Origin of the sequence: Paenibacillus sp. S-38 (assembly GCF_049942825.1) — a bacterium.
GTDB lineage: Bacteria > Bacillota > Bacilli > Paenibacillales > NBRC-103111 > Paenibacillus_G.
In genome coordinates this window covers 7,073,184-7,098,031 of record NZ_CP187970.1, presented here as the reverse complement: position 1 = coordinate 7,098,031, position 24,848 = coordinate 7,073,184, and the positions used below count along the sequence as shown (strand labels likewise).

Genomic DNA, 24,848 nt, shown 5'->3' with positions numbered 1-24,848 from the left:
CGAGCAAGCATGTAAGGCGATGATCGATCATAGGGCAGAGTGAAGCAGTTTTTTTACAGGGGTGAAGCGGTAAGCGGGCTGACAAAACGAGCCCACAAAAAAGGCCTCCCTCGATAGAATCGAAGGAGGCATGGGAGTGATGACGGTTTAAGCGCTGACCTGTTTTTTGGAGGTAGAAAGAACTTCGGCCGCTTGCGGTGTGAACTCGCCTTCCATCTTCGATACGACGACGGTAGCTACGCCGTTGCCGATGAGATTCGTGACGGCCCGCGCCTCGGACATGAACCGGTCGACGCCAAGGATCAGGGCCATCCCTTCCACCGGGATGGACGGGAACACGGCAAGTGTGGCAGCCAGCGTGACAAAGCCGGATCCCGTCACCCCGGCAGCGCCTTTGGAGGTGAGCATTAGTACGCCGAGGAGCGTCAGCTGCTCCATCAGGGAAAGATCCACGCCATAAGCCTGTGCGATGAAGAGAGCGGCCATCGAAAGATAGATGGATGTGCCGTCGAGGTTGAACGAATATCCGGTGGGAAGCACCAAACCCACGACAGACTTGGAGCAGCCGTACTTCTCGAGTTTATCCATCATCGGGGGCAGCGCCGCCTCGGAAGAGGAAGTACCGACGACAAGAAGGATTTCTTCCTTGATGTAGCGGATGAATTTGAAGATGCTGAAGCCGTAAAGCTTACAGATGATTCCCAGGACGATGATGATGAAAAGGGCCATGGTCGTGTATACCGATCCCATCAGCTTGCCGAGATAGATCAGGGAGCCGAAGCCGAACTTGCCGATCGTATAGGACATGGCGCCGAATGCGGCGATCGGGGATACCTTCATAATGATATTCACAATACCGAAGAGAACTTGAGTGATTTTCTCAAAGAAATCGATGACCGGCCTGCCGCCTTTGCCCATGGCAGCGAGGGAACAGCCGAAGAGCACGGCAATGAACAGGACGGGAAGCAGCTCCCCCTTGGCGAATGCCCCAATGAAGCTGTCGGGGATAATGGTCAGCACAAAATCCATGAAGCCGTGGCTCGTGGAAGCGGCTTGCTTGGTATAGGTCGAGATATCGCCTTTGGCCGCATGGGATGCGTCGAAGCCTTCACCGGCTTTGAATACGTTTGCAATCAGAATTCCGATGGCGAGAGCAATGGTACTCACAATTTCAAAGTACAGCAGGGCTTTGCCGCCGATTTTGCCGACCTTCTTGAGATCTCCCATTCCCGCGATGCCGATAACTATGGTAAGGAAGACGATCGGTGCGATGATCATTTTAACCATCTTGATGAAAATATCTGCAAGTACTTTCAATTCGGTTCCGTATGCAGGGAAGATGGCCCCGAAGGCTATGCCCAGAACAATCGCCGCGATCACTTGAGTCGTAAGGCTTTTCGGATTGAATTTCACCGCAAATTCACTTCCTTTGTAGATTTTAAAGGTTATGTGTAGATGATATCGCTTACAAGGGAGGAAGGGAATCATTTGGCCATAATGAATGTTTTGGTCCTTATGGTCTTGATGGAGGGGGATGACATGAAGGCGGAAGAGGATGAGCAACGGGGGAAGTCGGCGTTCAGGCGGGATGAGCATGTGCAAATGAAGTGGGGTTGAAGAGTAGATCGGCTTCTTAAAACGGGGAGTGCGGCGGCCAAGGAATGTGAGGCATAGAAGAGGCGAACGGGTTAGAAGCGGCAAGTGGGCTCAGTAAAATGCGAGGAGGGATAAGGGCGAAGCGGCAACGGAGGGTGCATACAGAGTGCCATGGGAACGTTGGACGATGAGAGACGGTGGGTTTAGAAGCGGCGCAAGTGGGCAGGGGTAGCGGCTGGGACAGCAGAAGGCGGTGAGCCCGGAGGAGCTGCAGGGGAAACGGGCGCGGAGGGAATGGAAGGGTTAAAAAGGGAAACGGGCAATGAGTACTTTGTCTCGATAAAGGGCACAATGGGCACGATTGGCGGCAGCCGGCGCTAGAGCCAGCTGTCCGTGTTCGTGGTCATGACGTACGTGTTCACCGGGCGGCCGACGCCATACTGCAGATCAAGCCGCACATGGCCGTTCTTCTCCAGATAGTCAAGGTAGCGTCTGGCAGTGACCCTGGCGATCCCGATGCCTTCGGCAACCTCTTCGGCGGAGAGGGGGCGGATTTGGCCGGACAGAAAGTTGACAATCTGCTTCATCGTCACTGCCTGGAGCCCTTTGGGGAGCACGGACGGCGCTGCAGGAACGGCTTCGTCCAAGGGAGAGGCGGACGCGAACCTCAGCCGGTCCAGTTCCGCCTGCGTCAGCGGCCGATCGCTGCCAAGGAGGTTCTTCATACTGCGGTATCGTTCCAGAGCCTGGCGAACCCGTTCGAATTTGAAGGGCTTCATGATATAGTCAAAGGCTCCGTTCTGGAACATGCGCTCCACGGTTCCCTGATCGTTGGCCGCGGAGACCACGATGACCTCCACGGGAAGCTGCTCCGACCGGAGCTGCGCCAAGGTCTCGATCCCGCCCAGCCCGGGCATGAAGATGTCGAGGAAGACCAGATGGGGCCGCATCGTGCGGATGAGCTGCAGTCCTTCGCTGCCGCCGGATGCCGCTGCTTCGACCCGGAATCCCTCTACCCGTTCGATGAACTGGCGGTTGACCTCCTGAACCATAGGATCGTCTTCAATGAGGATGACGCTGAAGTGGGGGTTGGTGGGATTCATCTTGCGTTCGGCCTCGCTTTCATAACATTCGAAGTAAAGGAGTTAGAGCTCATTAGAGCTCATCCTCTTCCTGCTCTTTCATAGGGAAGGTTACCGTAAAAGCGGTGCCTTCTCCCGGGGTGGAGTCCAGGGACAGCTCGCCCCCGCCTTTGTGCAGAATGCCCGCCACGAGATGGAGTCCGATGCCCCGCTCGCTGCCGCCCTTGGTCGTAAAGCCCCGGTCGAAGATCCGGGCGCGGACCGTGTCCTCCATCCCTGTGCCGTTATCTTCGACAAGAAGAGACAGGATCTCTTCATCCTGCTCAATGCTCACGAAGATTCGCTTGCTGCGCCGTACCGGCGCCAGCGCGTCAAAGGCATTCTCGATGAGATTGCCAAGCACCACGACCAGATCATGCTGATCGAGCCGGGGAGGGAAGCGGTCCAGCCGGCTCTGCCGGTCGACGGTCACCTCAATGCCGAGCTCCTGCCCGCGGCTGATCTTGCCGAGCAGCAGTCCGCTGACACTCTCGTCCCTGATCCTGGCGCTCAGGAAGCCGGTCAGCTCTTCCCGGCGCTCCGTGATCTCGAAGAGGTAGTCGAGCGCCTTGTCGTTGCGGCCGAGCTGGATCAGTCCGCCGATCGTGTGCAGCTTGTTCATGTACTCATGGTTCTGTACACGCAGGGCGTCGACGAAAGCCCGTACGCCGGTCAGCTCTTCCGCCATCCGCGTGACTTCCGTGCGGTCCTGGAAGATGGCAACCGCCCCGATTGTGCTGCCGCTTACCGTAATGGGTACCCGGTTGCTCATGATCCGGGCGCCCCGGACCACCAGCTCCTGGTTATAGATCGGGTGGTTCATGGCAAGAATCTCCGGCAGCCGGGTATCCGGGATGACTTCACGGATGGGCCGGCCGATGACATCGCCTTGAATGCCCAGCATGTCTTTGGCTTTATCATTGAAGATCGTGATGACCTCATGCTTGTCTATGGCAATGACGCCCTCATGCATGGCGTGGAAGGTGGCGGTTCGTTCGACGAGAAGCCGGGCGATCTCGTGCGGCTCCAGCTCGAACATCTGCTTCTTGATATGCTGGGCAAGCTTCCATGAGCCCCATAAACCGAACGGTAGGGATAGGAGCAGGATAAGAGAGGCCTCCCGGGACAGCCCCGAGACTATCTCGGGTATGGTGGGCATCAGACGTCCGACGAGGGCTACGCCGATCTGCACATGGTTCTCATCCATGATCGGCACAAAGGCGCGCAGAACGGTCCCAAGCTCGCCCCTGGCCTTGGAGAGGTAGGTATGCTCCGCAAAAGCGGCGCCCTCATCGCTGCCGGCCGAGAGGGAGCCGATCAGGCCGGCCACCGGATGCGACTGCCGGTAACGGTTCATATCCATCACGACCACATAGGTCGCGTCGTTGATAATGCGGATCCTCTCGGCTGCAGGCTGAATTCCCCGGCGAAGCTGGGGGTCCTGAAGCCCGCTGATCACCTCCGGCATCTGGGCCACCGTCCGGGCGGTAACGAGCAGCCGGCGTCCGAGCTCTTCCTCCCGCAGATGGACAATGCTGCCAAGCAGGATGGTTCCGCCGATGAGCAGGGAGAAGAGGACGATACCGAACGAGAGAATGGCGATCTTGGAACCGATGCGCAGCTGCAGAAGCATAGTCGGTCTTCCTTCCGGGTCGTGTTCGTGCCCCTATCATACACCAAGGCGCTGCGGGTGGGAAATGGGAGCACAGCAAAAAGACCCCGTATTCCAGGGGTCCGCCGAGCTAGGAGCCTGAACTGCCGCCCTGATTATCGCCGCTTTGTCCCGAGTCTCCGCCTTCCTTTTTGTCATCCTTCTTGCCCTCCTCCTTGCCTTCCTGCTTCTTGTTCTGGGTCTTCCAGGGGTTGCCGCCCTTGCGGATGCGATCCTCCGTGTCGAGCTCCCGGAGCAGGGTCTTCTCCCGTTCTTTCTGCAGCTTCTCGAGCGTTTTCTTCTCATCCTTGCGGCGTTTCTCCAGCTGCTCCGCTTCCTGCTTCCGGAGCTCCTGGTACATCTTCATATGCTGCTGCAGCTCGGCGTCGATCGGTGGTTTGGATTCCTGGGGTGCGCTTTGGGCCTTGGCCCCGCCCTGCTGCTCCTGCGCTTTGCCGCATCCGGCAAGCAGAAGCGTACAGACGGTCAGGCCGATGAGAAGGTGCGGGATCCGTTCTCCTTGCAGCATAAGGTCCTCTCCTCCTTGGTCGGTAGATCTTCTTGTCTTAGTGTAACCGGAACAAGGGGAGTTCATGAGAAGGCAGGCTGTCAGGCGGGCAGGTTTCATGTATACTTGGGAAAAACTAACGAACAAGAGACCACCATGCGAGGAGGATGGCCTATGCGCCCGTTGTTCGGTACGCTGCTTATGCTGGTGACGGGAATGGCGGCGGCTCTCGTCATCGGCTTCTACCCGGCCTTCCTGACGTCCACGGACGCAGAGGATGATGAGCAGCAGGGATTTCATGATAAGATTGTCATTCAATTCAGCCATGTGGTAGCCGAGAATACGCCGAAGGGCCTGGCTGCGCAGGATTTTGCCAGACGGGTGGAGGAGAAGGCCGGAGGCCGGATCAAAGTGGAGGTCTTCCCGAACGGAGTGTTGTATAACGAAACCAACGAGGTGGATGCGCTGATGAACGGGGATATTCAGATGATAGCCCCTGCCGTATCGAACATCTCGGAGCGTGTGCCGGCTTGGCAGCTGTTCGATTTGCCTTATGCCTTTTTATCTGAGGCGGCGGTCGACGAAGCATTCCATGGAGAGATCGGCCGTCTGCTGAACGCAAAGCTGGAGGAAAAGCATATGGTCGGCCTTGCCTTCTGGAAGAACGGCTTCAAGCATATGACCTCCAACCGGGGACCGATCATCCACCCGGAGGATCTGTTCGGGCAGCGCATCCGGGTGCTTCCGAGCCGGGTGATAGAAGCCCAGTTCTCCCTGGTCGGAGCCTCGGTGTACCCTATCCCGTTCAACAATACTTATCAGGCGATGGAATCAGGAGCAGTGGACGGCGGCGAGAATACGGTATCGAACATTCATTCCAAGAAGTTTTATCAGGTCCAAAAGCACATGACGCTGACCGCCCACGCCTACCTCGGTTATGCCGTGCTGGTCAATGAGGCCTTCTGGAAGGGGCTCCCGCCGCGCGAGCAGAGCCTGATCCGGGAAGCGCTGGGGGAAACCTCGGTCTGGGCCAACCGCAATGCGCAGGAGATGAATGAGAGCCAGCTGCAGGAGCTGGAGCAGTATGAGGGGATCCGCATACACCGGCAGACCCCGGAGGAGCGGACGGAATGGATGAAGGCCATGGAGCCTTTGTACGACCAGTTTGAAGGTATCTTGGGGAAGGAACTGATGGACAAAGTCAGGGCTCTGCAGAACAAATACGGGGGCGGCTGAAAGATCAGCTCACCCGCCGTATTTTTTTGGCTTCCGGAGTTATACCTTGCCGGAGAGCACATAGACTTTAACGTTCTTTTTGACGCCGAACTGCCTGGCTTGCTTGACATCCTGCATGTAAATATCAATGCGGGCTCCCTGGATGGCGGAGCCGGTATCCTCGGCTTTGCGAAGACCGATGCCGTCGATAAAGACGGTGGAGCCGATCGGAATCAGGTCGGGGTCCACCGCGATGGTCCGCCCTTCCTCCGCCCGGCTGCCGCTGTAGGTGATGCCATAGGCCGGATTGCCGGGGGATTTGCCCGTCGACTCCGCTCCGGCCGTATAGGCGGTGAGCGTTGAGGAGATCACCTGGCGCACCACGCCGTCTCCCTCGGGCAGCTGAAGGGAGGCGCCCAGCGGCGGAATCTCGAGCACCTGCCCCACCGTCAGCCGCTGGGTATCGGGCAGATCATTGACCGCGTACAGGTCGGCGACACGTACGCCGAAGGAGCGGGCAATCCGGTAGAGCGTATCGCCGGAACGGACTTCATAGCGAATCTCAGCGGGAAGACTGCTGTCATCTACAGAGGATGCATCCTCATTGCAGTCATATACAGTCATATAACAAGTATAATCGGCGGAATCGTCATGGGCCAAGGGAACGGCGAGGGCCGGGCGCACGGGCAGCAGAATGAAAGCGAGAGTCATAACGGTGAGCAGCAGCCGGCACATGGTCCGGGGGGGTACGGTAAGCTTCATAATCCTATGTTCCTCCTCTAGTACTAGCAACTAAGCGATTGTGATAGTACTAGACTTGCCCGATGAGCCGGAGGTTAAACCTGGGGGAAGTGAACTAGGGAGGGAAAAGCGGTCTATGGGCAGACGGAAGCTGTCCTTCAGTAAGGAGAAAGCAGATAGAGGGAATAGGGAGAATCGCGAATAATAGGGGGATGGGGAAACCGCATTGTTCGTTTATAAAATAAGCTTTTGTTATCAATAAGATAAGGAAGTGTATATTGAAAAATACGTAAGCATGGGGTATAGTACAACTAATCAATCATGTCAGAATAGATTACATACTTACGGAACGGAACTTACATGAAGCGGCGGTTCAGGGTAGGAGAACGATCGGGATTTCAGAGGAGGCGTGACATCATGCGCAGGTTGGAAGGCAAACGCATCGCACTGACGGGACCGCGGAAGGCGGCTGAGCTCAGTATCATGGTCGAGAAGCTTGGAGGGATTCCCGTGGTCCGGCCGGCCCAGGGCTCGGTGGAGATGCAGAGGGAGAAGGTTGAGGAGGAGATCCGCAAGCTGGTCCGGGAGGGAACGGATTGGGTCGTGCTGACGACCTCCCAGGGGACGGAGATGCTGCTTGAGGTGGCGGAGAGCATCGGGCTTCGGGAAGCGTTCCTGGAGACGCTCGGGAAGACGCCGCTCGCCGTCCGGGGCTACAAGACGGTGAGATACTTGAAGTCCCTTGACCTGGAGCCTGCCGTGAAAGCGGACGACGGAACGACGGTCGGGATTCTCCGGGCCCTGCAGGAGCGGGAGCTGAACCTCAAGGGCCGGAAGGTGGCGCTTCAGCTGTACGGGGACCATGCGCCGCGGCTGGTCGAATGGCTGGCTTCACAGGGGGCGGACTATTACGGGATTCTCCCGTACCGGCATGTCCCGCCGGATCTGACGGTCGTTGACACGCTGCTTGGCGAGATCCTGAGCGGAGACATCGACGCCGTCACGTTTACCTCCACCCCCCAGGTGCGCTTCCTGATGGCTTATGCGCGGGAGCAGGGGCTGGCGGAGAAGGTGCTGGAAGCGTTCCGCGGGAAGGTTGTCGGGGCGGCGGTCGGCAAGGTGACGGCGGAGGCGCTGCGCGACGAAGGAATTGTGCGCGTGGTGGCGCCGGAGGAAGAACGGATGGGCAGCATGATCGTTGCGCTGGCGAAGTACTATGAGGAGACGGAGACCGCGGAGCTGGGAAGCTGAGCCGGTCCGGAAACGGTTTGGACCTCCCCGGAAGGTATGGTATACTTTTCCTGTTTAAGGAAAAGGGTACGATGCCTTTTTGGGCATGGTTCCGGGTGGAGGAGCGATTCATGGAAACGAATATGGTGGAGCTCCGGGGAGTAACCAAGCGCATCGGGAACCGAACGATCGTCGACGGACTGACGTTCGATGTGAGACCCGGTGAAGTGTTCGGTTTCCTCGGGCCCAATGGAGCCGGGAAAACCACGACGATCCGGATGATGGTCGGACTCATTTCGATTACCGGCGGTGAGGTGAGGATCGGCGGCAAGAGCGTGGCAGGCCAGTTCGAGGAGGCCATGGTGCAGGTGGGCGCCATCGTCGAGAATCCGGAATTCTACGGGTTCATGAGCGGGTATCAGAACCTTGTGCATTTTGCAAGAATGGTACCGGGAGTGAAGGAGGAACGGATTCAGGAAGCGGTGGAGCTGGTCCGCCTCGAGAACCGGATCGGGGACAAGGTGAAGACTTACTCGCTTGGGATGCGGCAGCGTCTGGGAGTCGCCCAGGCCATCCTGCACCGTCCGTCGGTGCTGATCCTGGATGAGCCGACCAACGGGCTCGACCCCGAAGGGATCCGCGAGCTTAGGGACTATCTGCGGAGGCTGGCCCGGGAAGAGAACATCGCGGTGATCGTCTCGAGCCACCTGCTCTCCGAGATGGAGCTGATGTGCGACCGGGTGGCGATTATCCAGAACGGACGTCTGCTCGATGTGCGCTCGTTCCGGGAGATGCCGGGCGAAGCGGACGGTGTGACGGTCCACTTCGAGGTGGATGACGCCGGACGGGCCAGAGCGCTGCTCGAAGGGGAGTGGAGCGTCTCATCGACGGGGACGGAGCTGGAGGTCCAGCTGCCAGACCGCAGAGAGAGCGTAGCCGCGGTGAATGCCCGGCTCGTGAAGGAGGGCATTCGGGTCTACGGCATCCGGATTCAGACCAAGACGCTCGAGGACCAGTTCCTCGAGGTGACAAGGGGGAATCGGATTGTCTAGCCTGCTCTCCCTCGTGACGAACGAGCTGATGAAAATTTTTGCGCGTACGCGTACCTGGATTATGCTCGGACTGCTGGTGGCCGTGGTACTGGCGATGGGGCTTGTCGTCAAATACGTGGCGGATTCGGTGATGAGCATCAGCCACGCGCTCGAATTCATGAATATGGCCCATGGCTTGACGGGTCTTGCGACGATCTTCACCGTCATCGTGGCGGGAGACATCGTTGCCTCCGAATTCGGCTGGGGGACGGTCAAGCTGCTTTTGATCCGTCCGGTGTCCCGCGGTAAAATTCTGCTCTCCAAGTATATCTCCGTCGTGCTGTTCTTGATCGCTCTGCTCGTTCTACTCTTTATCGTGTCGTATTTTACAGGCTTGGTACTGTTCGGAATGGGCGGTGCGATCGGGCCGGATCAGAGTCTGCCGGCGCTGCTGCGTGCGTATGCCCTCAGTGCGGTGGAGATGCTGATGACCGCCACGCTCGCGTTCATGGTGTCCAGCGTGTTCCGGAGCTCGTCGCTCGCCATCGGGCTGTCGATCTTCCTCATGTTCACTTCGGGAACCGCGATGCTGGTTCTGGTAGGCCTGCGCTACACTTGGGCGAAGTACCTGCTGTTCGCCAACACGGATCTGTCGCCTTATTTTAGGTCCGGGGAGCCGCTCATCGAAGGGATGACACTCGGGTTCTCCGTGACGATGCTGGTGCTGTACTGGCTGCTGTTCTACGGGATTTCGTGGGGGGTCTTCACGAAGCGGGATGTGGCCGGCAGCTGAAGGGGGCCGGACGGGGGGAAACCGCCGCCGGCTGCAGCGTGACTCCATTCCTTTTGGGAGCGGGTCACGTTTTTTGTTATCGCGAGCAGATAAGAAGGAGGTGAGGGTTCCCATGAGAGGCGGTCAAACGTGGATTGGCCAACCAACAACCGGGACACCCAAGAGGGCGAGGGGGCCGATACGAAGCGGGCGTACGGTCGCAGCCGCAGGTACCGCCTCATGAGCGGACAGCTGCTGCTGATCTGCCTGCTGACGCTGTTCGTCCACGCCGCGGAGACCAGCTCCTACGCGATCCGGCTTGCGGGTATCCGCGCCCGGAAGCTGGCTGTCGCGCTGTCACTGACCGGCATGGTGCTGCTCGTAGCCCGGACCTCGAATCTGTTCCAGTCCAAGTATGTCGGGGAACTGGTGGATCAGGCCAAGGGAGGCAGCGGTGCGGACCTCGGCGGCCAGATTCATATCATTCTCGCGGGAGCGGCGCTCGGGACGCTGGCTGCGATCCTGCTTTTTCCGACCCTGTCCTTCTTGTCCATGAGGCTGGTGTCCCGTCTGGAAGCGCTGGGGTCGATCCCGGCGCTGATGCGCGAGTCCGTCTCCGTGGACAAGCTGAAGATGGTGGGCCATTACGCCCGGATGCCGAGGCTCAGGATGCTCTCACGGCTGCGGATCGGCGGAATCCCCAAGCGGCTGCTCCTGCTGAACACGCTGATCACGGGCATTTATACGGTAGGGGTCCTTTCGGCGATGTATGCGGCGTACCTGGCGCCCGCGGCAGCGACGGAGGCGGTGGGCTCATCGGGAATCATCAACGGGATCGCAACGATTCTGCTGACCCTGTTCGTCGATCCGAGAGTGGCGCTGCTCACCGACAAGGTCATGGGCGGACACACCTCCGAGGCGGAGATGCAGCGGATGTTCGGGCTGCTGATGCTCTCCCGCCTGGCCGGTACGCTGCTCGCGCACCTGCTGCTATGGCCCGGGGCCCAGCTTGTGGTCTGGTATATCTCCCTGGACTAGGTCCGGGGATATAGAAAGCAATTTTTTTACAAATTAAGGTTTTGTAAAGAACCGCGGAGGAAAAAGGAATATCTCGTTTTCTGTCGAATAGGATGAAGGTCAGCTAAATTTTTGCTTAAAGGGGCTAACGGGTGGCTTATGATCGAATTCCAGAATGTATCGAAGGTATATCCTAACGGTACGATAGGTCTCAAGAACATTAACCTGACGATTCAACCGGGAGAATTCATCGTGATCGTAGGACTTTCGGGGGCGGGCAAGTCTACGCTGCTCCGATCCATAAACCGCCTTCATGAAATCACCGACGGTCAAATTCTGATCGGCGGCCGTTCGATCACTGCGGCCAAAGGACTGGAGCTCCGCCGGCTGCGCCGGGATATCGGGATGATCTTCCAGAACTTCAATCTGGTGAAGCGGGTATCGGTGCTCCGCAACGTCCTCTCCGGCCGGGTAGGCTATCATTCCACGCTGCGGACGCTGCTCGGGCTGTTCCCGAAGGAAGACGTGGAGCTGTCGCTGAAGGCGCTCGAGCGGGTCAATATCCGCGAGAAGGCGTATTCCCGGGCCGATGAGCTCTCCGGCGGCCAGCAGCAGCGGGTATCCATTGCCAGAGCCCTTGCGCAGGAAGCCAAGATTATCCTCGCGGACGAGCCTGTCGCCTCGCTGGACCCTCTGACGACCCGACAGGTGATGGACGACTTGAGGCGCATTAACCAGGAGCTGGGCATCACGACGGTGGTTAACCTTCACTTCATCGACCTTGCCCGGGAATACGCGACACGCATCATCGGTCTTCGTGCAGGCCAGGTCGTGTTCGACGGTCCGGTAGCCGAGGCGACCGATGAGAAATTCTCGGAGATCTACGGACGCGCAATCAAGAAGGATGAGCTGCTGGGGGAGGATGCCTAGATGACGTCCACCGAACGTAAGGACATTCTGAAGAAGCCGCCGCGCACCAAGTCTTACATGACGACGCTGCTGCTCATCGTCCTCCTGTGGTGGAGTGCGGATATGACGGACTCCAGCCTGTCGACCCTGATCTCCGGCATGCCGGAGATGGGCAAGCTGCTCGTGGAGATGGTTCCGCCGGACTGGAGCTACATCGATGTCGTCTGGGGGCCGATGATGGAGACCGTCCAGATGGCTGTGATCGGCACCACGGTCGGAGGGATCTTCGCCATTCCCGTAGCGCTGCTGGCCGCCGGCAACGTAACGCGCTCGCCCTGGATCTACCAGCCTGCACGGATGATCCTGAACCTGATCCGCACCATCCCGGAGCTGCTCTTCGCGGGCTTGTTCGTAGCGATCTTCGGCATTGGCGCGGCGCCGGGGGTGCTCGCTCTGGCGTTCTTTTCCTTTGGCTTAATTACAAAACTGACTTACGAGTCGATCGAAGCGATCGACCCGGGTCCGCTGGAAGCGATGACGGCGGTAGGCGCAAACAAGCTGCAGTGGATTCACTTCGGCGTTGTGCCTCAGGTGGCGGCGCAGTACATGGCGTACTTCCTGTACACCTTCGAAGTCAACGTCCGGGCGGCTGCGGTACTCGGACTCGTCGGAGCCGGGGGAATCGGGCTGTTCCTCGACCGGACGCTGCAGCAGTTCCGGTATGACCGTTCCTCGCTGATCATTCTGTTAACGCTGGCGATCGTTCTCCTGATCGACTACGTCAGCACGAAGGTGAGGGAGAGATTGTTATGAGAACGGAAACAGCCAAGCCTTCCTTTCGGATCCGATACTGGCTGGTCGCCCTGATCGTCCTGGCGGTCTATGTGTGGTCATTCACGGGCATTGAATTCGGTGGACTGACGGAGAATGCGGGAAGAGATTTCGCTACCATCCTGCGCGGGTTGTTCCATCCGGACTGGGGCTATGTGTATATGCCGGAAGGCGAAGACCTGATCCGGGGGCTCCTCGATACGCTGGCGATTTCGATTATCGGCACGTTCATCTCGGCTATTCTGTGTGTGCCGTTCGCTTTCTGGGCGGCCACGAACATGAGCCGGTTCTCCTGGGTATCCGGCAGCGGCAAGTTCATGCTGAGCTTCATCCGGACGTTCCCGGAGATCATCATGGCCATCATCTTCATCAAAGCGGTAGGTCCCGGCGCTTATGCGGGGGTGCTGGCTCTCGGGCTGCACTCGATCGGGATGCTCGGCAAGCTGTATTCGGAGGCGATCGAGAATCTCGATCTCGGTCCAACGGAGGCACTGACGGCCTGCGGAGCGAACCGGCTGCAGGTGCTGTGGTTCGCGGTCATCCCGCAGGTGCTGCCGCATTTCTTCTCGTTCGCGCTGTACCGCTTCGAGATCAACATCCGTTCGGCATCCATCCTCGGTCTGATCGGGGCGGGCGGAATCGGCGCCCCGCTGATTCTGGCGCTGGAAGCCAGAGCATGGGACCGCGTAGGCATTATCCTGCTCGGGATCATCGTGATGGTAACGATCATCGATATCATCTCGACCTCGATCCGCAGGAAGCTCGTCTAATCGGTATCCATGACCCAAGCAAGTCTGCTCTTCTCCATGCATCTGGGGGAGGGCAGGCTTTTTTGGTGTGCTGGGCGGCTGTCCCTTTGAAAGGAGATGGCGGGGGAAGGGAAGGGAGCCGGCCCGCGTGAAGACCGATCCCCGTTCAAGCCTCCGGGCCGGCCGGGGAGACGGAGGCTTCGATGAGCGAGATGAAGGCGGCCGCAGCCGGCGAGGGCTCCTCCCCTTCGCGGAGGCAGAGCGCGATCGGGTTGACGGCCACGGCGGAGGGTACCTCCACACGGGCGACCTCCCCACGCTCGATGTAAGGCCGCACCTCAGCGGCCGAGGCAAAAGCGGCGCCGCAGCCGGCGGCCACCGCCCGAAGCGTTTCGCCGAAGCCGTCCATCTCGAGGGTGACTCGGGGCGGCTCGACGAGGGCGGTGCGGCAGAGCGAGAGGAGCATATCGCGGGTAAAGCTGCCCGGCTCCCGTAGAATGAAGGGCTCCCGCATCAGCTCCCCGAGCGAGGCCTTGCGTCCCGCCAGCGGATGGCCGGGGGGAACGACAAACCACATCGGATCCTCGAAGAGAAGCCGGCGGTAGACTCCGCTTTCCGTCGGAGGCCCTCCACCGATCACAGCGAGATCGGCTTCATAGTGGGTCAGCCGATGGAGAGCTTCCTTGGCGTTCGCCGTTGAGAGGCTGAGGGAGACTCCGCCGTGGGTCTGCCGGAAACGGGCGGTCCATGCCGGGAGAAGGAAGTTGGCGGGCAGATACGTGGCGGCGACCCTCAGCCGGCCGGTTCGTCCCTCCCGGAAGGCGGCCACGCGCGCCTCCACTTCCTCCTCCAAGGCGAAGAGGCGCTTGGCTTCGGCAGCAACGCAGGCTCCCGCTTCCGTCAGCAGGACGCCCCTCCCCTTGGGCGCGAGCAGCGTCAGGCCGAGCTCCTGCTCCAGATTGCGGACCTGGATGGTGACGGCGGGCTGCGAGAGACGAAGCTCCTCGGCGGCCCGGGTCACGCTTCCCGTCCGGGCTACGGTATGAAACAAGCGGAGTGCATGCAGGTTCATCGAAGGTGCTCCTCCTTGAGATTCATAAATATTATTAATGGTAAGGTTAAAAACATATATTTTTCATATGCCGAATCACGTCTTATTCTATAGTAAACAGGCTTCAGGTGCAAAGCCGCACCGGGGAAGCGGAAAGCGAGGAATATGAGCCATGAAGCAGCGGTGTACGGTCTGCGGCCGGGAATGGGGTATCGAAAGGCAGGTGCTTCGCTGTCCGTGCGGGGGACTGCCGGAGGTGGAGCAGAACGAGCGGGACTGGGACGGGGAGCGACTGAGGAGGCTCTTTGACGGGCGGCTTGCGGAGCGCTGCAGCCTCTATGCCAGCGGTGTCTGGCGGTACAAGGAACTGATCCACCCACAGCTGGCCGAAGTCTCTACGGTTACCAAATACGAGGGGAATACGGGGCTGTACGCGTCCGAACCCGTTCGAGCTTACGCCGGTGTGGCGCAGGTGCTGCTCAAGGCACAGAGCGAGAACCCAAGCGGCTCTTTCAAGGATAACGGCATGGTGGCGGCCGTGTCCCACGGTCTGTCGCTTGGATACCGGCGCTTTGCCTGCACCTCGACGGGCAACACATCGGCGTCGCTTGCGATGTATGCCGCACTGGTGGGCTGCGAGGCCTGCGTCTTTGTGCCCGACTCTGGGATTGCCGAGAGCAAGGTGCTGCAGACGGCGGCTTACGGCGCCCGGCTGATCCGCTTCGATGGGACCTACGACGAAGGCATCCGTTTCCTGGAGGCCTATGCGGAGGAACTCGGGCTCTATGTCTGCAACTCGGTCAACCCGCTGCGGATCGAAGGCCAGAAGAGCATCATCTACGAGCTGGCGCACAGCCTGGGATGGAGCCTGCCGGACTGGATCGTGCTGCCGGGCGGGGCGCTCAGCAATGTGTCGGCGCTGGGTAAGGGTCTGCGCGATCTGCTGCGGCTCGGCCTGATCTCCCGTCTGCCGCGCGTGCTCGTCGTCCAGGCGGAGGGGGCCAGCCCCTTCCACCGGCTAATGAGCGGCGGAGGAGAGAGGCTGGAGCCCGAGCCCCGGCCCCGGACGCTCGCCAGTGCGCTTAACATCGGCAGTCCGCCGAGCTGGGAGAAGGCCCGTGACGTCCTGCGCGAGACCGATGGCCTCACGGTCGCGGTCTCCGACGAGGAGATCCTGGAGGCGAAGGTCTGCATCGACCGCGCCGGCATCGGCTGTGAACCGGCTTCCGCCGCTTCTGTTGCAGGACTGCGCAGGCTGGTCCGCGAGGGAAGCATCGACAAAGAGGCATCGGCCGCCTGCCTGCTGACCGGCCATCTGCTCAAGGACCTTGGCGCGCTGAAGGGGATACCGGCGGGGCATAGCCGGGGGACGGGCGGTTTGGATCCCGGCTCGGTCCGCAGCCTGATCGAAGGGTAAGGCTGCCCATCGGCTGGGGGACTGGAGTCAAACCCAATCTTCCAGCTCAGTTATGTTTTGCCTCCGGGGAACCGATACTATAGGTATGAGAACCAGGCCGGAACGTGCAGAGACCGTCAAAACAGGATATTGCTCCTGCCGCAGACCTGCCGCCCCAGTGAATCACGGCCTACGGAGGAATGCCCATGAATAATCATATCAGCGATGACGAACTCCTCGGACTGATCAAGAATATGAACCTGGAGGAAGCGGCCCCGGAGAAGAGCGAACGGCTGCCGGAAGCGGGTGACACCCCGCCTGCCGGTGAAGGCGCCGCTGTGTATGTGGAGAACAACCAGATCGTGGTGAGGGAAGAGCCGGGCGGAGCGTACCCGATGGTGGAGGCGGTTCCTCCGGTTCAGCTGCTCAAGAACGGCAAGCTTGTGGAGGGCCAAACCCGGGTAGGCGCAGAGGATAAGCTCGAGTGGCAGGTGCCCTGCGAACCCTTGTACCGGATTGAGGTTTCGGAGGATAAGCTGGAGGCGTATTTTCAGCTCGTGTCCAAGGTCCGATACGGCTGGAATCTGGTGGAGCAGCCCGCGTCTTCCTCCCATCTGCGGATCGAGGCGGTGGAAGACCGGGCCGTGATCCTTGCGACCGTGAATCTCTCCGAGGTGATGAAGACGCTTCAGGGTATGGGCATCGTGAAGAACATCCGAAGCGCCGTCATTTTCCAGGAGCTGGCGAACCCGACCCATGAGCGCCGGACCGTCGCCCAGGGACTTCGGCCGCAGCCGAGCCGGGATGCCCGGCTGGAGCTGTATTTTGCCCAAGAGGTACAGAGCAGTATCGAAGCTCAAGAGAACAGGACGGTGGATTACCGCAACCACCTGCACATTCCTTCGGTAAAGAGGGGGGACCTTATCGCGAGGCGGTATCCTATGGTGCCGGGCGTCATCGGCTATACGGTCTATGGCGAGCTGATCGAGCCGGTCGCGCCCAAAGACATCACGGTGATTGCCAAAGAGAATGTCGAAATCCGGGGGGACGGAGAAGTCTACGCGATGAAGGACGGGCGGCCGAGGATGACGGGCAACCAGGCCGTAAGGTACTTCGATATCGCCACAGCCTATGTGGTGAACGGGGATGTCGATCTCAAGACCGGCAACATCGCCTTCTCGGGCGACGTCATCGTCCACGGCAGCGTCAAGGAAGGGATGGTCATTGAGTCGCTGGGCAATGTGTATATCTTCGGCAATGCCTATCAGGCCACGGTAACGGCGACGGGAAGCATCCAGGCGACCGGTAATATTGTCAAAAGCCACTTCTATTCGGGCTACTACGGCGTGGTGTTCAACCGGCTCTACACCAACTGCAAGGCGCTGAATGGGCTGCTGGCCCAGCTCGTTCAGGCGAGTCAGCTGCTCATGGGCGTCATTGAGGCCAAGGGACAGCGGGTTGGAATCGGGCAGATCGTCATGACCCTCATCGAAAGCAAATTCAAGGACGTGCCGAAGACGGCGGCGGATACGCTGGCCTGTGTGAAGAGCATCCAGCGGCTGGCGGGCAAAGAGATGAACGATCTCCGGGATCAGGTGGGACTCTTGACCGACCCGCGGAAAATTCTCAGCCTGGATTCGTTCAACCTGATTCAAGCGCTGCAGAATACGGTCCGTGAGACCTATGATATGGTGGAGCGCATGCAGGAGATCGGGGCGAACATTGATGTAGGCCAGTGCTATTTGTCTGAAGCGAAGGCGACCGGCGATATCCTGATCCGCAAGGAGGGGGTATTGCAGAGCACCTTGACCTGCCGGGGGAGCATCACGTTCTTCGGGCGGGATGCCGTCTGCCGGGGCAGTCAGCTTGATGCGCAGGACACGATCACGGCGAATGTGGTCGGGGGCGACTTCGGGGGAGAGACGATGCTGAAGGCCGGACGGCGCATCACTATGAACCGGATGAATCCCGGCAAGCTCTGCATCGGCAAGCTGTGCAGGCAGGTTCTGCAGCCGATCAAGCATGTGAATGCCTATGTGCAGGACGAGGAGCTGGTATTGGAGTTCGAGAAGTAGCATTTAAAAAAGCACTGCCGGGGAGGCAGTGCTTTTGGCTATGCACAGGGCTGTTCGAGTGCAGCCGAATTACTTGCTGTTGATCAGCTTGTTATACTCACGCACGACGTCGAATTTCTTGTCATCCGACTTGACATAACCGCGGTGGGAGTAGACATCATAGATGATCTGCTGGCTAGCCGGATCTTGGCCGATCTCGATGAAGGCCTTGGAGATATTATCTCTCCAATCGTTGTCCATGTCCGTACGCACCGTGATCGTATCGTTCGGAATAGCGGAAGTGAAAGCAACGACGCGGGTCTTCTCGAAAATGTCAGGGATATCCTTCTTCACGGTGTTGCGGGCATCCTGGAAGATCGCTGCAGCGTCTACTTGGCCGTTCACTACGGCAAGTACGCCTTTGTCATGGCCTTTGACTTCAAGGCTTGTTACGTCCTTCTCCGGATCAACACCGGCTTTCTTAAGCTCGTTGGCCGGCCATACGTATCCGGCGGAGGAAGTGACGGCCTGCCAGGCGACCTTCTTGCCTTTGAGGTCCTTCAGTTCCTTGATCGGAGAGTCGGCCTTGACGATGATCATGGCCTTGTAGAAATCAACGAGATCCTTCGTCTCGGCACCGGTTGCGTCATCGATGCCGTAACGCTGAGCCTGGAGCAGCAGGTCCGCCGCTTTGCGCTCGTCATGGGCCATAACATAGGAGGTTGGAGGCAGGAAGCCCACGTCCACCTGCTTGGAGGCCATAGCTTCGATCACCGTATTATAGTTCGTGGAGACGGATACCTTCACCGGAATGCCAAGCTTGTCCCCGAGAAGTTTCTCCAGGGGCTTTGCCTTGGCTTCCAGCGTTTCGGCGTTCTGCGACGGCACGAATTGCACTTTCAGTTCTTTCGGAACATAACCTTTGGCAGCCGGAGCTTCCTTCTGATCTGCTGGAGCAGGGGCTGCGGGCGTTGTATTCTCTGTTTTTTGACCGCAGCCGGCTGCAAGACCCGCCGTAAGTACGAGAGACAGGCCGAGCGTCGTAAACTTCTTAAACATGGAAATTGACCTCCTGTTAAATGGGCTTGTGCAATCAACAAAAACTACTATACCACAAATTGGGTAGGACCTGGAGTAAATCTTTTGTGAAGAAGGCGATCTTTGTCGGCAGGGAAGGACTCGTGTCGATATTGGTTCCAGAGGGCGAATTTGGTATAGTGTACTCATCTGACTATATAGAGGCGGAGTTGACGAACCATGAGCCAAAAAATAACAATCACCTTGCTGGAAACCAGTGACATTCATGGGCATATCTTGCCCATCCAATATGCGAATCATAACCAGACCGAGACGGGACTTGCCAAAATCGCTTCGCTGATCCGCAGGGAGCGGGAGGTCGCCGATGCTCTTCTCCTTATTGACAATGGTGATCTCATCCAGGGGACGCCGCTTGCGTACCACCATGCGAAGCTGAACGGAAGTCAGTCGAACCCGATGATCCAGTGCCTGAACGAGCTTGGCTACGACGCCGCCGTCATCGGCAACCATGAGTTCAACTACGGCATGGATCACCTGCGCAAAGCGATGCGGGAATCCTCTTTCCCGTGGCTCAGTGCGAATACCGTTGACGCGGGCACAGGTGAGCCCCGCTTCGGGCAGCCCTATCTGCTCCGCACCCTGGAGGGCGGGGTGAAGGTGGCGGTGCTGGGTCTTACGACGCAGTATATCCCGAACTGGGAAAAGGCGGAGCATATCCAGGGCCTCCGGTTCGAGGATGCCGTCGCTTCGGCCAAGCATTGGGTCCGTCACCTCCGCGAGACGGAAGGGGCCGATGTCGTCATTGCCGCCTACCACGGCGGATTCGAGCGCGATCTCGTCAGCGGGGAGCCGACGGAGCCGTTGACCGGCGAGAATCAGGGCTATGCGCTCTGCCGTGAAGTCGAAGGCATCGACGTGCTGCTGACGGGCCATCAGCACCGGCTGATCTCCGGCGTGGAGATTGCCGGGGTGCCTGTCGTGCAGCCGGGCAGCGGCGGGGCACGGCTCGGCCGGGTACGGCTGACGCTGGTCCGCGAAGAAGGCGGACGCTGGCGCGTGGAGGAAGCGCAGACGGACCTGCTCTCGCCCGAAGGCCTGGAGCCGGATCCGGCGATTCTGGAGCTCGCTCGTCCCCACGAAGAGCTGACGCAGCAGTGGCTTGACCAGCCGATCGGCCGGCTGCTCGGCGATATGCGCGTTCTCGATCCGATGGAGGTGCGCCTGAAGGAGCACCCGCTCATCGAGTTCATTAACCGGGTGCAGATGGAACTCTCGGGTGCGGAGATTTCGAACACCGCCCTTTTCGATAACATCTCGCCGGGGTTTCCGGAGCATATCACGATGCGGGATATCGTATCCAATTATATTTACCCGAATACGCTGCAGGTGATCCGGGTAACGGGCCGGGACATCCGGGCGGCGCTGGAGCAGTCAGCCGGGTACTTCGCCTCCTACCACGGGGAGGGGCCGATTCAGGTGAGCCCTTCGTTCAGCGACCCGAAGCCGCAGCACTATAACTACGATATGTGGGAAGGCATCGAATACACGATCAACATCTCCCGGCCTGTCGGGCAGCGGATCGTACGTCTGACGCGTCAGGGACAGCCGCTTGATCCCCATGCGGAATACGATGTCGTCATGAACAACTACCGGGCCGCCGGCGGCGGCAATTACATGATGTTCCAGGGCAAGCCGGTCGTAAAGGACATTCCGACGGATATGGCGGAGCTCCTCGCCGGCTATATTATGGAGCGGGGTACGATTCAGGAGGCCCTGAACCGGAACTGGGAAGTCGTGTGGGACGGCAAGGAGCAGGATGGCGGGCAGGAGAGGCAGTAAGGCCGGGCTCTCCTATAAGAACTTGGTTAACTAGGTTAGGCGGTAGGCAGAGGTATGCCGGGTAAGTTCTGGAAGGAGCCGGCGTACCGGTCTCCGTCTTTTTTGGCATGGGTGAGGATAGGCAGCAGGGTGTGGATGTGGAAGGACGGAACAAATGGCGGGCTGTTCAGGGGGCAGAGCCCGTCCCGTCCAGTCCGGTCAGGAAGAGAAGCGGGACGGCTCATCGAGAAAGGTGACCGTGCCTTCTTCCAGGGAGCGGATGCGCGCCAGCGATTCGACCCGGAAGCCTTCCTCCTCCAGCCGGCGCCGTCCGGGCTGGAACGACTTCTCGATGACAATGCCGAAGCCGGCGATGCGGGCACCGGCTTGTCCGGCAATACGCGCCATACCGGCCGCCGCTTCCCCGTTCGCCAGGAAGTCGTCGATCACCAGCACCGTATCGCCGGGCTGCAGCAGCCTGCGGGCGACCGTGACCTCGTTCTCTTCTTCCTTGGTATAAGAGTAAATCTTCTCCGTGAACACATCGCCTCGGAGCGTCAGCGATTTGCGTTTGCGTGCAAAAAGGAGCGGCACCCCCAGCTCCAGAGCGGTCATCAGGGCCGGGGCGATGCCGGACGATTCGATCGTCAGCACCTTGGTAATGCCTTCCCCGGCGTAGCGTGCCGCGAACTCCCGTCCGATCTCCCGCATGAGCAGCGGGTCAATGCCATGATTCAAGAACGTATCGACCTTTAAGATCGAGGGGCTGAGCACCGTGCCTTCCCGGCGTATTGTGTCTTGAAGCAGTCTCATTGTGATCCTGACCCTCCTCGTTGACGTGAGCTTAGTTGACATTATAAACCAACCGTGCTTGCCAAGCTACAGAAAAGTTGCCGTTTCGGAGGGGGAGGTTCTGTAGTATGATGGGTTCATAACCATATTGAACACGTGAACAGGAGGCTGCTGAGATGACTTTATTGTTATGGCCGGAGGGAACACCGGGAGCACGCGGGGAAGAAGCGGAGGACAATCCGACACTGGTGCCTTACTTGGCGGAGGGACCGGGGGTCAAGCCGGCGGTGATCGTATGTCCTGGAGGGGGCTATGCCCGCAGAGCAGACCATGAAGGGGAACCGGTGGCGCTGTGGCTGAACAGGCTCGGGATCTCGGCGTTCGTGGTCCACTACCGGGTGGCGCCGTACCAGCATCCGCACCCGCTGTCCGATGCGCAGCGGGCGATCCGCACCGTCCGGCACCGGGCGGCCGAGTGGAACATTGACCCGGCACGGGTCGGTATTCTCGGCTTCTCAGCGGGAGGCCACCTGGCTTCGTCGGCGGGAACGCATTACGACGCGGGGAATCCGGAGGCGGGAGATCCGGTGGAGCGGCAGAGCTGCCGCCCGGACCTGCTCGTGCTCTGCTATCCGGTGATTACGTTCGGGCCGTATACCCATGAGGGCTCGAAGGCCAACCTGCTCGGCGAGGCGGCGCCCGAGGAGCTCGTCTCCCTGATGTCCTCGGAGCGTCAGGTGAATGAGAATACCCCGCCGACGTTCCTCTGGCATACGGCGGACGACGGTGCGGTGCCGGTGGAAAATGCGCTGTTCTTCGCCTCGGCGCTGAGCCGCAGCAGGGTTCCGTTCGAGCTTCATGTGTATGAGAGCGGACGGCACGGCCTCGGGCTGGCCGAAGATCATCCCCAGGCGAATACATGGACGGCACTGTGCGGAACGTGGCTGAAGAAGCAGGGCTTCTAGTCTATGCGGGAGGGGCTGGCGGCACGTGAGGCGTATGAGCTGTACCCGCTGGGGGAGTCGGCGGCAGTGGTCCGCTGGCCCGGCGGGGCCGGGGAACGGAGCCTGCAGCTGCTTGACCTGACGGAAGAGCGGCTGAAGGCAGCGGCTCCTCCCTGGGTGACCGAATGGGTCCGGGCCTATACGTCTCTGACGGTATTCTACGATCCCTGGCTCGTGTATGCGGAGATGCAGAGGAGCGGGGGACCGAAGGCTTGGCGGGGAGACGTACATGGCGCGGGGGCGCTTGAGCTTGGAGTCGTCCCCCGTGGAGGCAGAGAAGATGGAGATGCCCGGAAGGAAGCTGGGGCTGACCTCGGGCAAGGTGAGGGCGTAAGCGATGCGGATGAACTAAGCGTAAGCGAGAGCGGGAACCAAAGAGAAGAAGGCCGGCAGGATGGCGAAAACGAGGGGACTCCCTATGCGTGGGTATGCGCCTGGATTCGGGATGCTCTCTGCGGCTTGGACCTCGCGGAAGGTGTATTTGCCCGGAAGGCGAAAACCGTCCTCATCCCTGCCCTGTTCGGCGGTGACGCCGGTCCCGATCTCCGGCAGGTGGCTGAGCGGGCGGGGCTTGCTCCGGAGGAAGCCATCCGGCTGTACTGTTCGGGAGTCTATACCGTCCATCTCATCGGATTCCTGCCGGGGTTCCCTTATCTCGGCGGGCTGCCCTCCGCCCTGGCCGCTCCCCGGCTGGCCGAGCCGCGCGCAGTGGTGCCTGCAGGATCGATCGGCATCGCCGGCCTGCAGAGCGGGATCTACCCGGTCGAAAGTCCGGGAGGATGGCAGCTCATCGGGCGAACCCCGCTGAGGCTCTTCGATGCGGAGCGGGCCCCCGCGAGCCTGCTGCAGCCCGGCGACTGCGTCCGGTTCGAGGCGGTCACCGAGCAGGAGTACGGCGAACTCGTGAGAGAGGCAGCGGAAGGCAGGCGCAGGCTGGAGCAGACCGAAGGAGAGGAGGGGACCCGCCTATGAGCTTGGTGGTACTAGAGGCGGGCCTGCTGACGACGGTGCAGGACCTCGGCCGCTATGGCAGCCGCTCGTCCGGGGTGGTGACGAGCGGGGCCGCGGATCCTGCCGCGCTGCGCACGGCCAACGCGCTGGTCGCCAACGAGCCCGGGGCGGCGGGGCTCGAGCTCACGCTGACCGGCGGCGTCCTGCGCTTCGAGCAGGACGCCGTCGTGGCGCTCTGCGGCGCAGCGATGGACGCGCGCGCCGAAGGCGGACCGCCGCTCCCGGCCGGGCGGCCCGTGCTCGTACGCGGCGGCACGGTGCTGCGGCTGGGCGCCGCGCGCTCCGGCGTGCGCGCGTACCTCGCCGTGGCGGGCGGCCTGGCCGTGCCCGCCGTGCTCGGCAGCCGCAGCACGCACGTGCGCGCACGGCTCGGCGGCCTCGCCGGCCGGGCGCTGCAGGCGGGCGACCGCCTGCCCGCGGGGCCGCCGACGGCCGCTGGCGCCGCGCTGGCGGAGCGCCTCGCGGCTGCGGCTGCGCCGGGCGCCGTGCTGACGACGGCGCCGTGGGCGCTCTCGCCGCGGGAGGCGCCTGGCCCTGCGCAGCGCAGGGCCCCCGGCGGCGCGGTGCGGCTGCGCGCGGTGCGGCTGCGCGCGGTGCGCGGGCCGGAGGCGGAGCGCTTCGAGGCGGGGAGCCTCGAAGCGTTCTTCGCCCGGCCGTACCGCGTGAGCGCGCAGGCGGATCGCATGGGCTGCCGCCTGGAGGGCGAGCCGCTGCGCCTGCGCGCCGACGGCGAGATGCTCTCGGAGGCGGTCGTGCCCGGCACCGTGCAGGTGCCGGCCGGCGGACAGCCGATCGCGCTGCTCGCCGATGCGCAGACCACCGGCGGCTATCCCCGCATCGCCCAGATCGCGGCGGTGGATCTGCCTCTGCTTGCCCAGGCAAGGCCGGGGACGCAGGTAGGCTTTGAAGAGATCACGCTGGCGGAGTCGCAGGCGCTGTACCTGCTGCAGGAGCTCGCGTTCCGCCGGTTGGAAGCGGCGGTGTGGGCAAGGATACAAGGATAGAATCGTTATAAGAATTCTCTCACCTTGCCCGCTGCGGAAGAATATGAGTTAATAAGAGTGCAGCCGGCCGCTGACACTTCGAAGAAAGGAGTGATCGGAAACATGATTACAACTGCTGAGGTGGTCTTCGCGTAAGCGAAGGCTCCATGGTGTAAGGAGGGGCCTGCGGGCCCCTTGTCTTCCCCAAGCGCCAGGGATCAGGAGCACTCCTGAAGTGTGCAGGACCGATGGGCTGAAACATGAAGCGAGGGCTTGAAGGAACAGCCTTCATGAGGAATTCCGCTCTTCCCGGTAGACAGCTCGAAGGGG

22 protein-coding genes are annotated in these 24,848 nt (G+C 60.5%); 14 read left to right on the top strand and 8 right to left on the bottom strand.

Annotated elements, in window-relative coordinates; genetic code table 11:
• Positions 1-147: 147 nt before the first annotated feature.
• The 4 genes from ACP26L_RS30970 to ACP26L_RS30955 all read right to left on the bottom strand — a co-directional run bounded on the left by ACP26L_RS30970 (position 148) and on the right by ACP26L_RS30955 (position 4,897).
• On the bottom strand, positions 148-1,413 hold the full coding sequence (locus ACP26L_RS30970) for a dicarboxylate/amino acid:cation symporter (protein WP_426449356.1): 1,266 nt from the start codon (positions 1,411-1,413) through the stop codon (positions 148-150).
• A 560-nt stretch (positions 1,414-1,973) separates the two neighbouring features.
• Positions 1,974-2,699, bottom strand: coding sequence for a response regulator (locus ACP26L_RS30965; RefSeq protein WP_426449354.1), 726 nt, complete (start codon positions 2,697-2,699; stop codon positions 1,974-1,976).
• Positions 2,700-2,751: 52 nt separating this feature from the next.
• Complete coding sequence (locus ACP26L_RS30960; protein WP_426449352.1) at positions 2,752-4,350, bottom strand: ATP-binding protein; 1,599 nt, start codon at positions 4,348-4,350, stop codon at positions 2,752-2,754.
• 109 nt (positions 4,351-4,459) lie between these two features.
• Complete coding sequence (locus ACP26L_RS30955) at positions 4,460-4,897, bottom strand: hypothetical protein (RefSeq protein ID WP_426449351.1); 438 nt, start codon at positions 4,895-4,897, stop codon at positions 4,460-4,462.
• A 153-nt stretch (positions 4,898-5,050) separates the two neighbouring features.
• Between ACP26L_RS30955 and ACP26L_RS30950 the strand changes: the two genes are divergently transcribed.
• Positions 5,051-6,112 (top strand): TRAP transporter substrate-binding protein, encoded by a 1,062-nt coding sequence (locus ACP26L_RS30950; protein WP_426449350.1) that lies wholly within the window; start codon positions 5,051-5,053, stop codon positions 6,110-6,112.
• A 39-nt stretch (positions 6,113-6,151) separates the two neighbouring features.
• Here ACP26L_RS30950 and ACP26L_RS30945 read toward each other — a convergent pair whose 3' ends face one another.
• Entirely contained in the window at positions 6,152-6,853 is a 702-nt protein-coding gene (locus tag ACP26L_RS30945) for a 3D domain-containing protein (protein ID WP_426449348.1), read from the bottom strand.
• Positions 6,854-7,249: 396 nt separating this feature from the next.
• Between ACP26L_RS30945 and ACP26L_RS30940 the strand changes: the two genes are divergently transcribed.
• The 7 genes from ACP26L_RS30940 to phnE (ACP26L_RS30910) all read left to right on the top strand — a co-directional run bounded on the left by ACP26L_RS30940 (position 7,250) and on the right by phnE (ACP26L_RS30910) (position 13,392).
• A complete protein-coding gene (locus tag ACP26L_RS30940) occupies positions 7,250-8,083 on the top strand; it encodes a uroporphyrinogen-III synthase (RefSeq protein WP_426449346.1) in 834 nt (277 codons plus the stop codon).
• 110 nt (positions 8,084-8,193) lie between these two features.
• Entirely contained in the window at positions 8,194-9,114 is a 921-nt protein-coding gene (locus ACP26L_RS30935) for an ABC transporter ATP-binding protein (RefSeq protein WP_426449344.1), read from the top strand.
• Positions 9,107-9,886, top strand: coding sequence for an ABC transporter permease (locus ACP26L_RS30930; protein WP_426449342.1), 780 nt, complete (start codon positions 9,107-9,109; stop codon positions 9,884-9,886). Before ACP26L_RS30935 ends, ACP26L_RS30930 begins: the two co-directional genes overlap by 8 nt.
• A 219-nt stretch (positions 9,887-10,105) precedes the next feature.
• A complete protein-coding gene (locus tag ACP26L_RS30925; protein WP_426455169.1) occupies positions 10,106-10,903 on the top strand; it encodes a lipid II flippase Amj family protein in 798 nt (265 codons plus the stop codon).
• A gap of 138 nt (positions 10,904-11,041) precedes the next feature.
• On the top strand, positions 11,042-11,812 hold the full coding sequence (gene phnC, locus ACP26L_RS30920; protein ID WP_426449340.1) for a phosphonate ABC transporter ATP-binding protein: 771 nt from the start codon (positions 11,042-11,044) through the stop codon (positions 11,810-11,812).
• Positions 11,813-12,604: a phosphonate ABC transporter, permease protein PhnE gene (phnE, locus tag ACP26L_RS30915; protein WP_426449339.1), complete on the top strand. Its 792-nt coding sequence runs from the start codon at positions 11,813-11,815 to the stop codon at positions 12,602-12,604. It abuts the gene before it with no gap.
• Complete coding sequence (phnE, locus tag ACP26L_RS30910; RefSeq protein WP_426449337.1) at positions 12,601-13,392, top strand: phosphonate ABC transporter, permease protein PhnE; 792 nt, start codon at positions 12,601-12,603, stop codon at positions 13,390-13,392. Before phnE (ACP26L_RS30915) ends, phnE (ACP26L_RS30910) begins: the two co-directional genes overlap by 4 nt.
• A 145-nt stretch (positions 13,393-13,537) precedes the next feature.
• Here phnE (ACP26L_RS30910) and ACP26L_RS30905 read toward each other — a convergent pair whose 3' ends face one another.
• Complete coding sequence (locus tag ACP26L_RS30905) at positions 13,538-14,443, bottom strand: LysR family transcriptional regulator (RefSeq protein ID WP_426449335.1); 906 nt, start codon at positions 14,441-14,443, stop codon at positions 13,538-13,540.
• Between the two features lie 151 nt (positions 14,444-14,594).
• Here ACP26L_RS30905 and thrC point away from each other — a divergent pair, with 151 nt between their 5' ends.
• On the top strand, positions 14,595-15,839 hold the full coding sequence (gene thrC / locus ACP26L_RS30900) for a threonine synthase (RefSeq protein WP_426449333.1): 1,245 nt from the start codon (positions 14,595-14,597) through the stop codon (positions 15,837-15,839).
• Positions 15,840-16,024: 185 nt separating this feature from the next.
• On the top strand, positions 16,025-17,893 hold the full coding sequence (locus tag ACP26L_RS30895; protein ID WP_426449331.1) for a DUF342 domain-containing protein: 1,869 nt from the start codon (positions 16,025-16,027) through the stop codon (positions 17,891-17,893).
• 69 nt (positions 17,894-17,962) lie between these two features.
• Here ACP26L_RS30895 and ACP26L_RS30890 read toward each other — a convergent pair whose 3' ends face one another.
• Entirely contained in the window at positions 17,963-18,931 is a 969-nt protein-coding gene (locus ACP26L_RS30890) for a phosphate/phosphite/phosphonate ABC transporter substrate-binding protein (RefSeq protein WP_426449329.1), read from the bottom strand.
• 198 nt (positions 18,932-19,129) lie between these two features.
• Here ACP26L_RS30890 and ACP26L_RS30885 point away from each other — a divergent pair, with 198 nt between their 5' ends.
• Positions 19,130-20,749: a bifunctional metallophosphatase/5'-nucleotidase gene (locus ACP26L_RS30885; RefSeq protein WP_426449327.1), complete on the top strand. Its 1,620-nt coding sequence runs from the start codon at positions 19,130-19,132 to the stop codon at positions 20,747-20,749.
• A gap of 198 nt (positions 20,750-20,947) precedes the next feature.
• On the opposite strand, the gene ACP26L_RS30880 is transcribed toward ACP26L_RS30885, so the two are convergent.
• Positions 20,948-21,541 (bottom strand): xanthine phosphoribosyltransferase, encoded by a 594-nt coding sequence (locus ACP26L_RS30880; RefSeq protein ID WP_426449326.1) that lies wholly within the window; start codon positions 21,539-21,541, stop codon positions 20,948-20,950.
• A 155-nt stretch (positions 21,542-21,696) separates the two neighbouring features.
• Here ACP26L_RS30880 and ACP26L_RS30875 point away from each other — a divergent pair, with 155 nt between their 5' ends.
• Genes ACP26L_RS30875 through ACP26L_RS30865 form a run of 3 tightly spaced genes read left to right on the top strand, consistent with a single transcriptional unit; the run spans position 21,697 to position 24,539 of the window.
• Positions 21,697-22,485: an alpha/beta hydrolase gene (locus ACP26L_RS30875; RefSeq protein WP_426449324.1), complete on the top strand. Its 789-nt coding sequence runs from the start codon at positions 21,697-21,699 to the stop codon at positions 22,483-22,485.
• Positions 22,486-22,488: 3 nt separating this feature from the next.
• Positions 22,489-23,496: a 5-oxoprolinase subunit PxpB gene (pxpB, locus tag ACP26L_RS30870; protein ID WP_426449322.1), complete on the top strand. Its 1,008-nt coding sequence runs from the start codon at positions 22,489-22,491 to the stop codon at positions 23,494-23,496.
• Positions 23,493-24,539: a biotin-dependent carboxyltransferase family protein gene (locus tag ACP26L_RS30865; protein ID WP_426449320.1), complete on the top strand. Its 1,047-nt coding sequence runs from the start codon at positions 23,493-23,495 to the stop codon at positions 24,537-24,539. The genes pxpB and ACP26L_RS30865 overlap by 4 nt, the downstream gene beginning before the upstream one ends.
• Positions 24,540-24,848 lie beyond the last annotated feature (309 nt).

Bases quoted from the DNA above. Each gene is read 5' to 3' on its own strand.
- ACP26L_RS30965 (WP_426449354.1), bottom strand. From the start codon at position 2,699: ATGAATCCCACCAACCCCCACTTCAGCGTCATCCTCATTGAAGACGAT.
- ACP26L_RS30960 (WP_426449352.1), bottom strand. From the start codon at position 4,350: ATGCTTCTGCAGCTGCGCATCGGTTCCAAGATCGCCATTCTCTCGTTC.
- ACP26L_RS30955 (WP_426449351.1), bottom strand. From the start codon at position 4,897: ATGCTGCAAGGAGAACGGATCCCGCACCTTCTCATCGGCCTGACCGTC.
- ACP26L_RS30950 (WP_426449350.1), top strand. From the start codon at position 5,051: ATGCGCCCGTTGTTCGGTACGCTGCTTATGCTGGTGACGGGAATGGCG.
- ACP26L_RS30945 (WP_426449348.1), bottom strand. From the start codon at position 6,853: ATGAAGCTTACCGTACCCCCCCGGACCATGTGCCGGCTGCTGCTCACC.
- ACP26L_RS30940 (WP_426449346.1), top strand. From the start codon at position 7,250: ATGCGCAGGTTGGAAGGCAAACGCATCGCACTGACGGGACCGCGGAAG.
- ACP26L_RS30935 (WP_426449344.1), top strand. From the start codon at position 8,194: ATGGAAACGAATATGGTGGAGCTCCGGGGAGTAACCAAGCGCATCGGG.
- ACP26L_RS30925 (WP_426455169.1), top strand. From the start codon at position 10,106: ATGAGCGGACAGCTGCTGCTGATCTGCCTGCTGACGCTGTTCGTCCAC.
- phnC (WP_426449340.1), top strand. From the start codon at position 11,042: ATGATCGAATTCCAGAATGTATCGAAGGTATATCCTAACGGTACGATA.
- phnE (WP_426449339.1), top strand. From the start codon at position 11,813: ATGACGTCCACCGAACGTAAGGACATTCTGAAGAAGCCGCCGCGCACC.
- phnE (WP_426449337.1), top strand. From the start codon at position 12,601: ATGAGAACGGAAACAGCCAAGCCTTCCTTTCGGATCCGATACTGGCTG.
- ACP26L_RS30905 (WP_426449335.1), bottom strand. From the start codon at position 14,443: ATGAACCTGCATGCACTCCGCTTGTTTCATACCGTAGCCCGGACGGGA.
- thrC (WP_426449333.1), top strand. From the start codon at position 14,595: ATGAAGCAGCGGTGTACGGTCTGCGGCCGGGAATGGGGTATCGAAAGG.
- ACP26L_RS30895 (WP_426449331.1), top strand. From the start codon at position 16,025: ATGAATAATCATATCAGCGATGACGAACTCCTCGGACTGATCAAGAAT.
- ACP26L_RS30890 (WP_426449329.1), bottom strand. From the start codon at position 18,931: ATGTTTAAGAAGTTTACGACGCTCGGCCTGTCTCTCGTACTTACGGCG.
- ACP26L_RS30885 (WP_426449327.1), top strand. From the start codon at position 19,130: ATGAGCCAAAAAATAACAATCACCTTGCTGGAAACCAGTGACATTCAT.
- ACP26L_RS30880 (WP_426449326.1), bottom strand. From the start codon at position 21,541: ATGAGACTGCTTCAAGACACAATACGCCGGGAAGGCACGGTGCTCAGC.
- ACP26L_RS30875 (WP_426449324.1), top strand. From the start codon at position 21,697: ATGACTTTATTGTTATGGCCGGAGGGAACACCGGGAGCACGCGGGGAA.
- pxpB (WP_426449322.1), top strand. From the start codon at position 22,489: ATGCGGGAGGGGCTGGCGGCACGTGAGGCGTATGAGCTGTACCCGCTG.
- ACP26L_RS30865 (WP_426449320.1), top strand. From the start codon at position 23,493: ATGAGCTTGGTGGTACTAGAGGCGGGCCTGCTGACGACGGTGCAGGAC.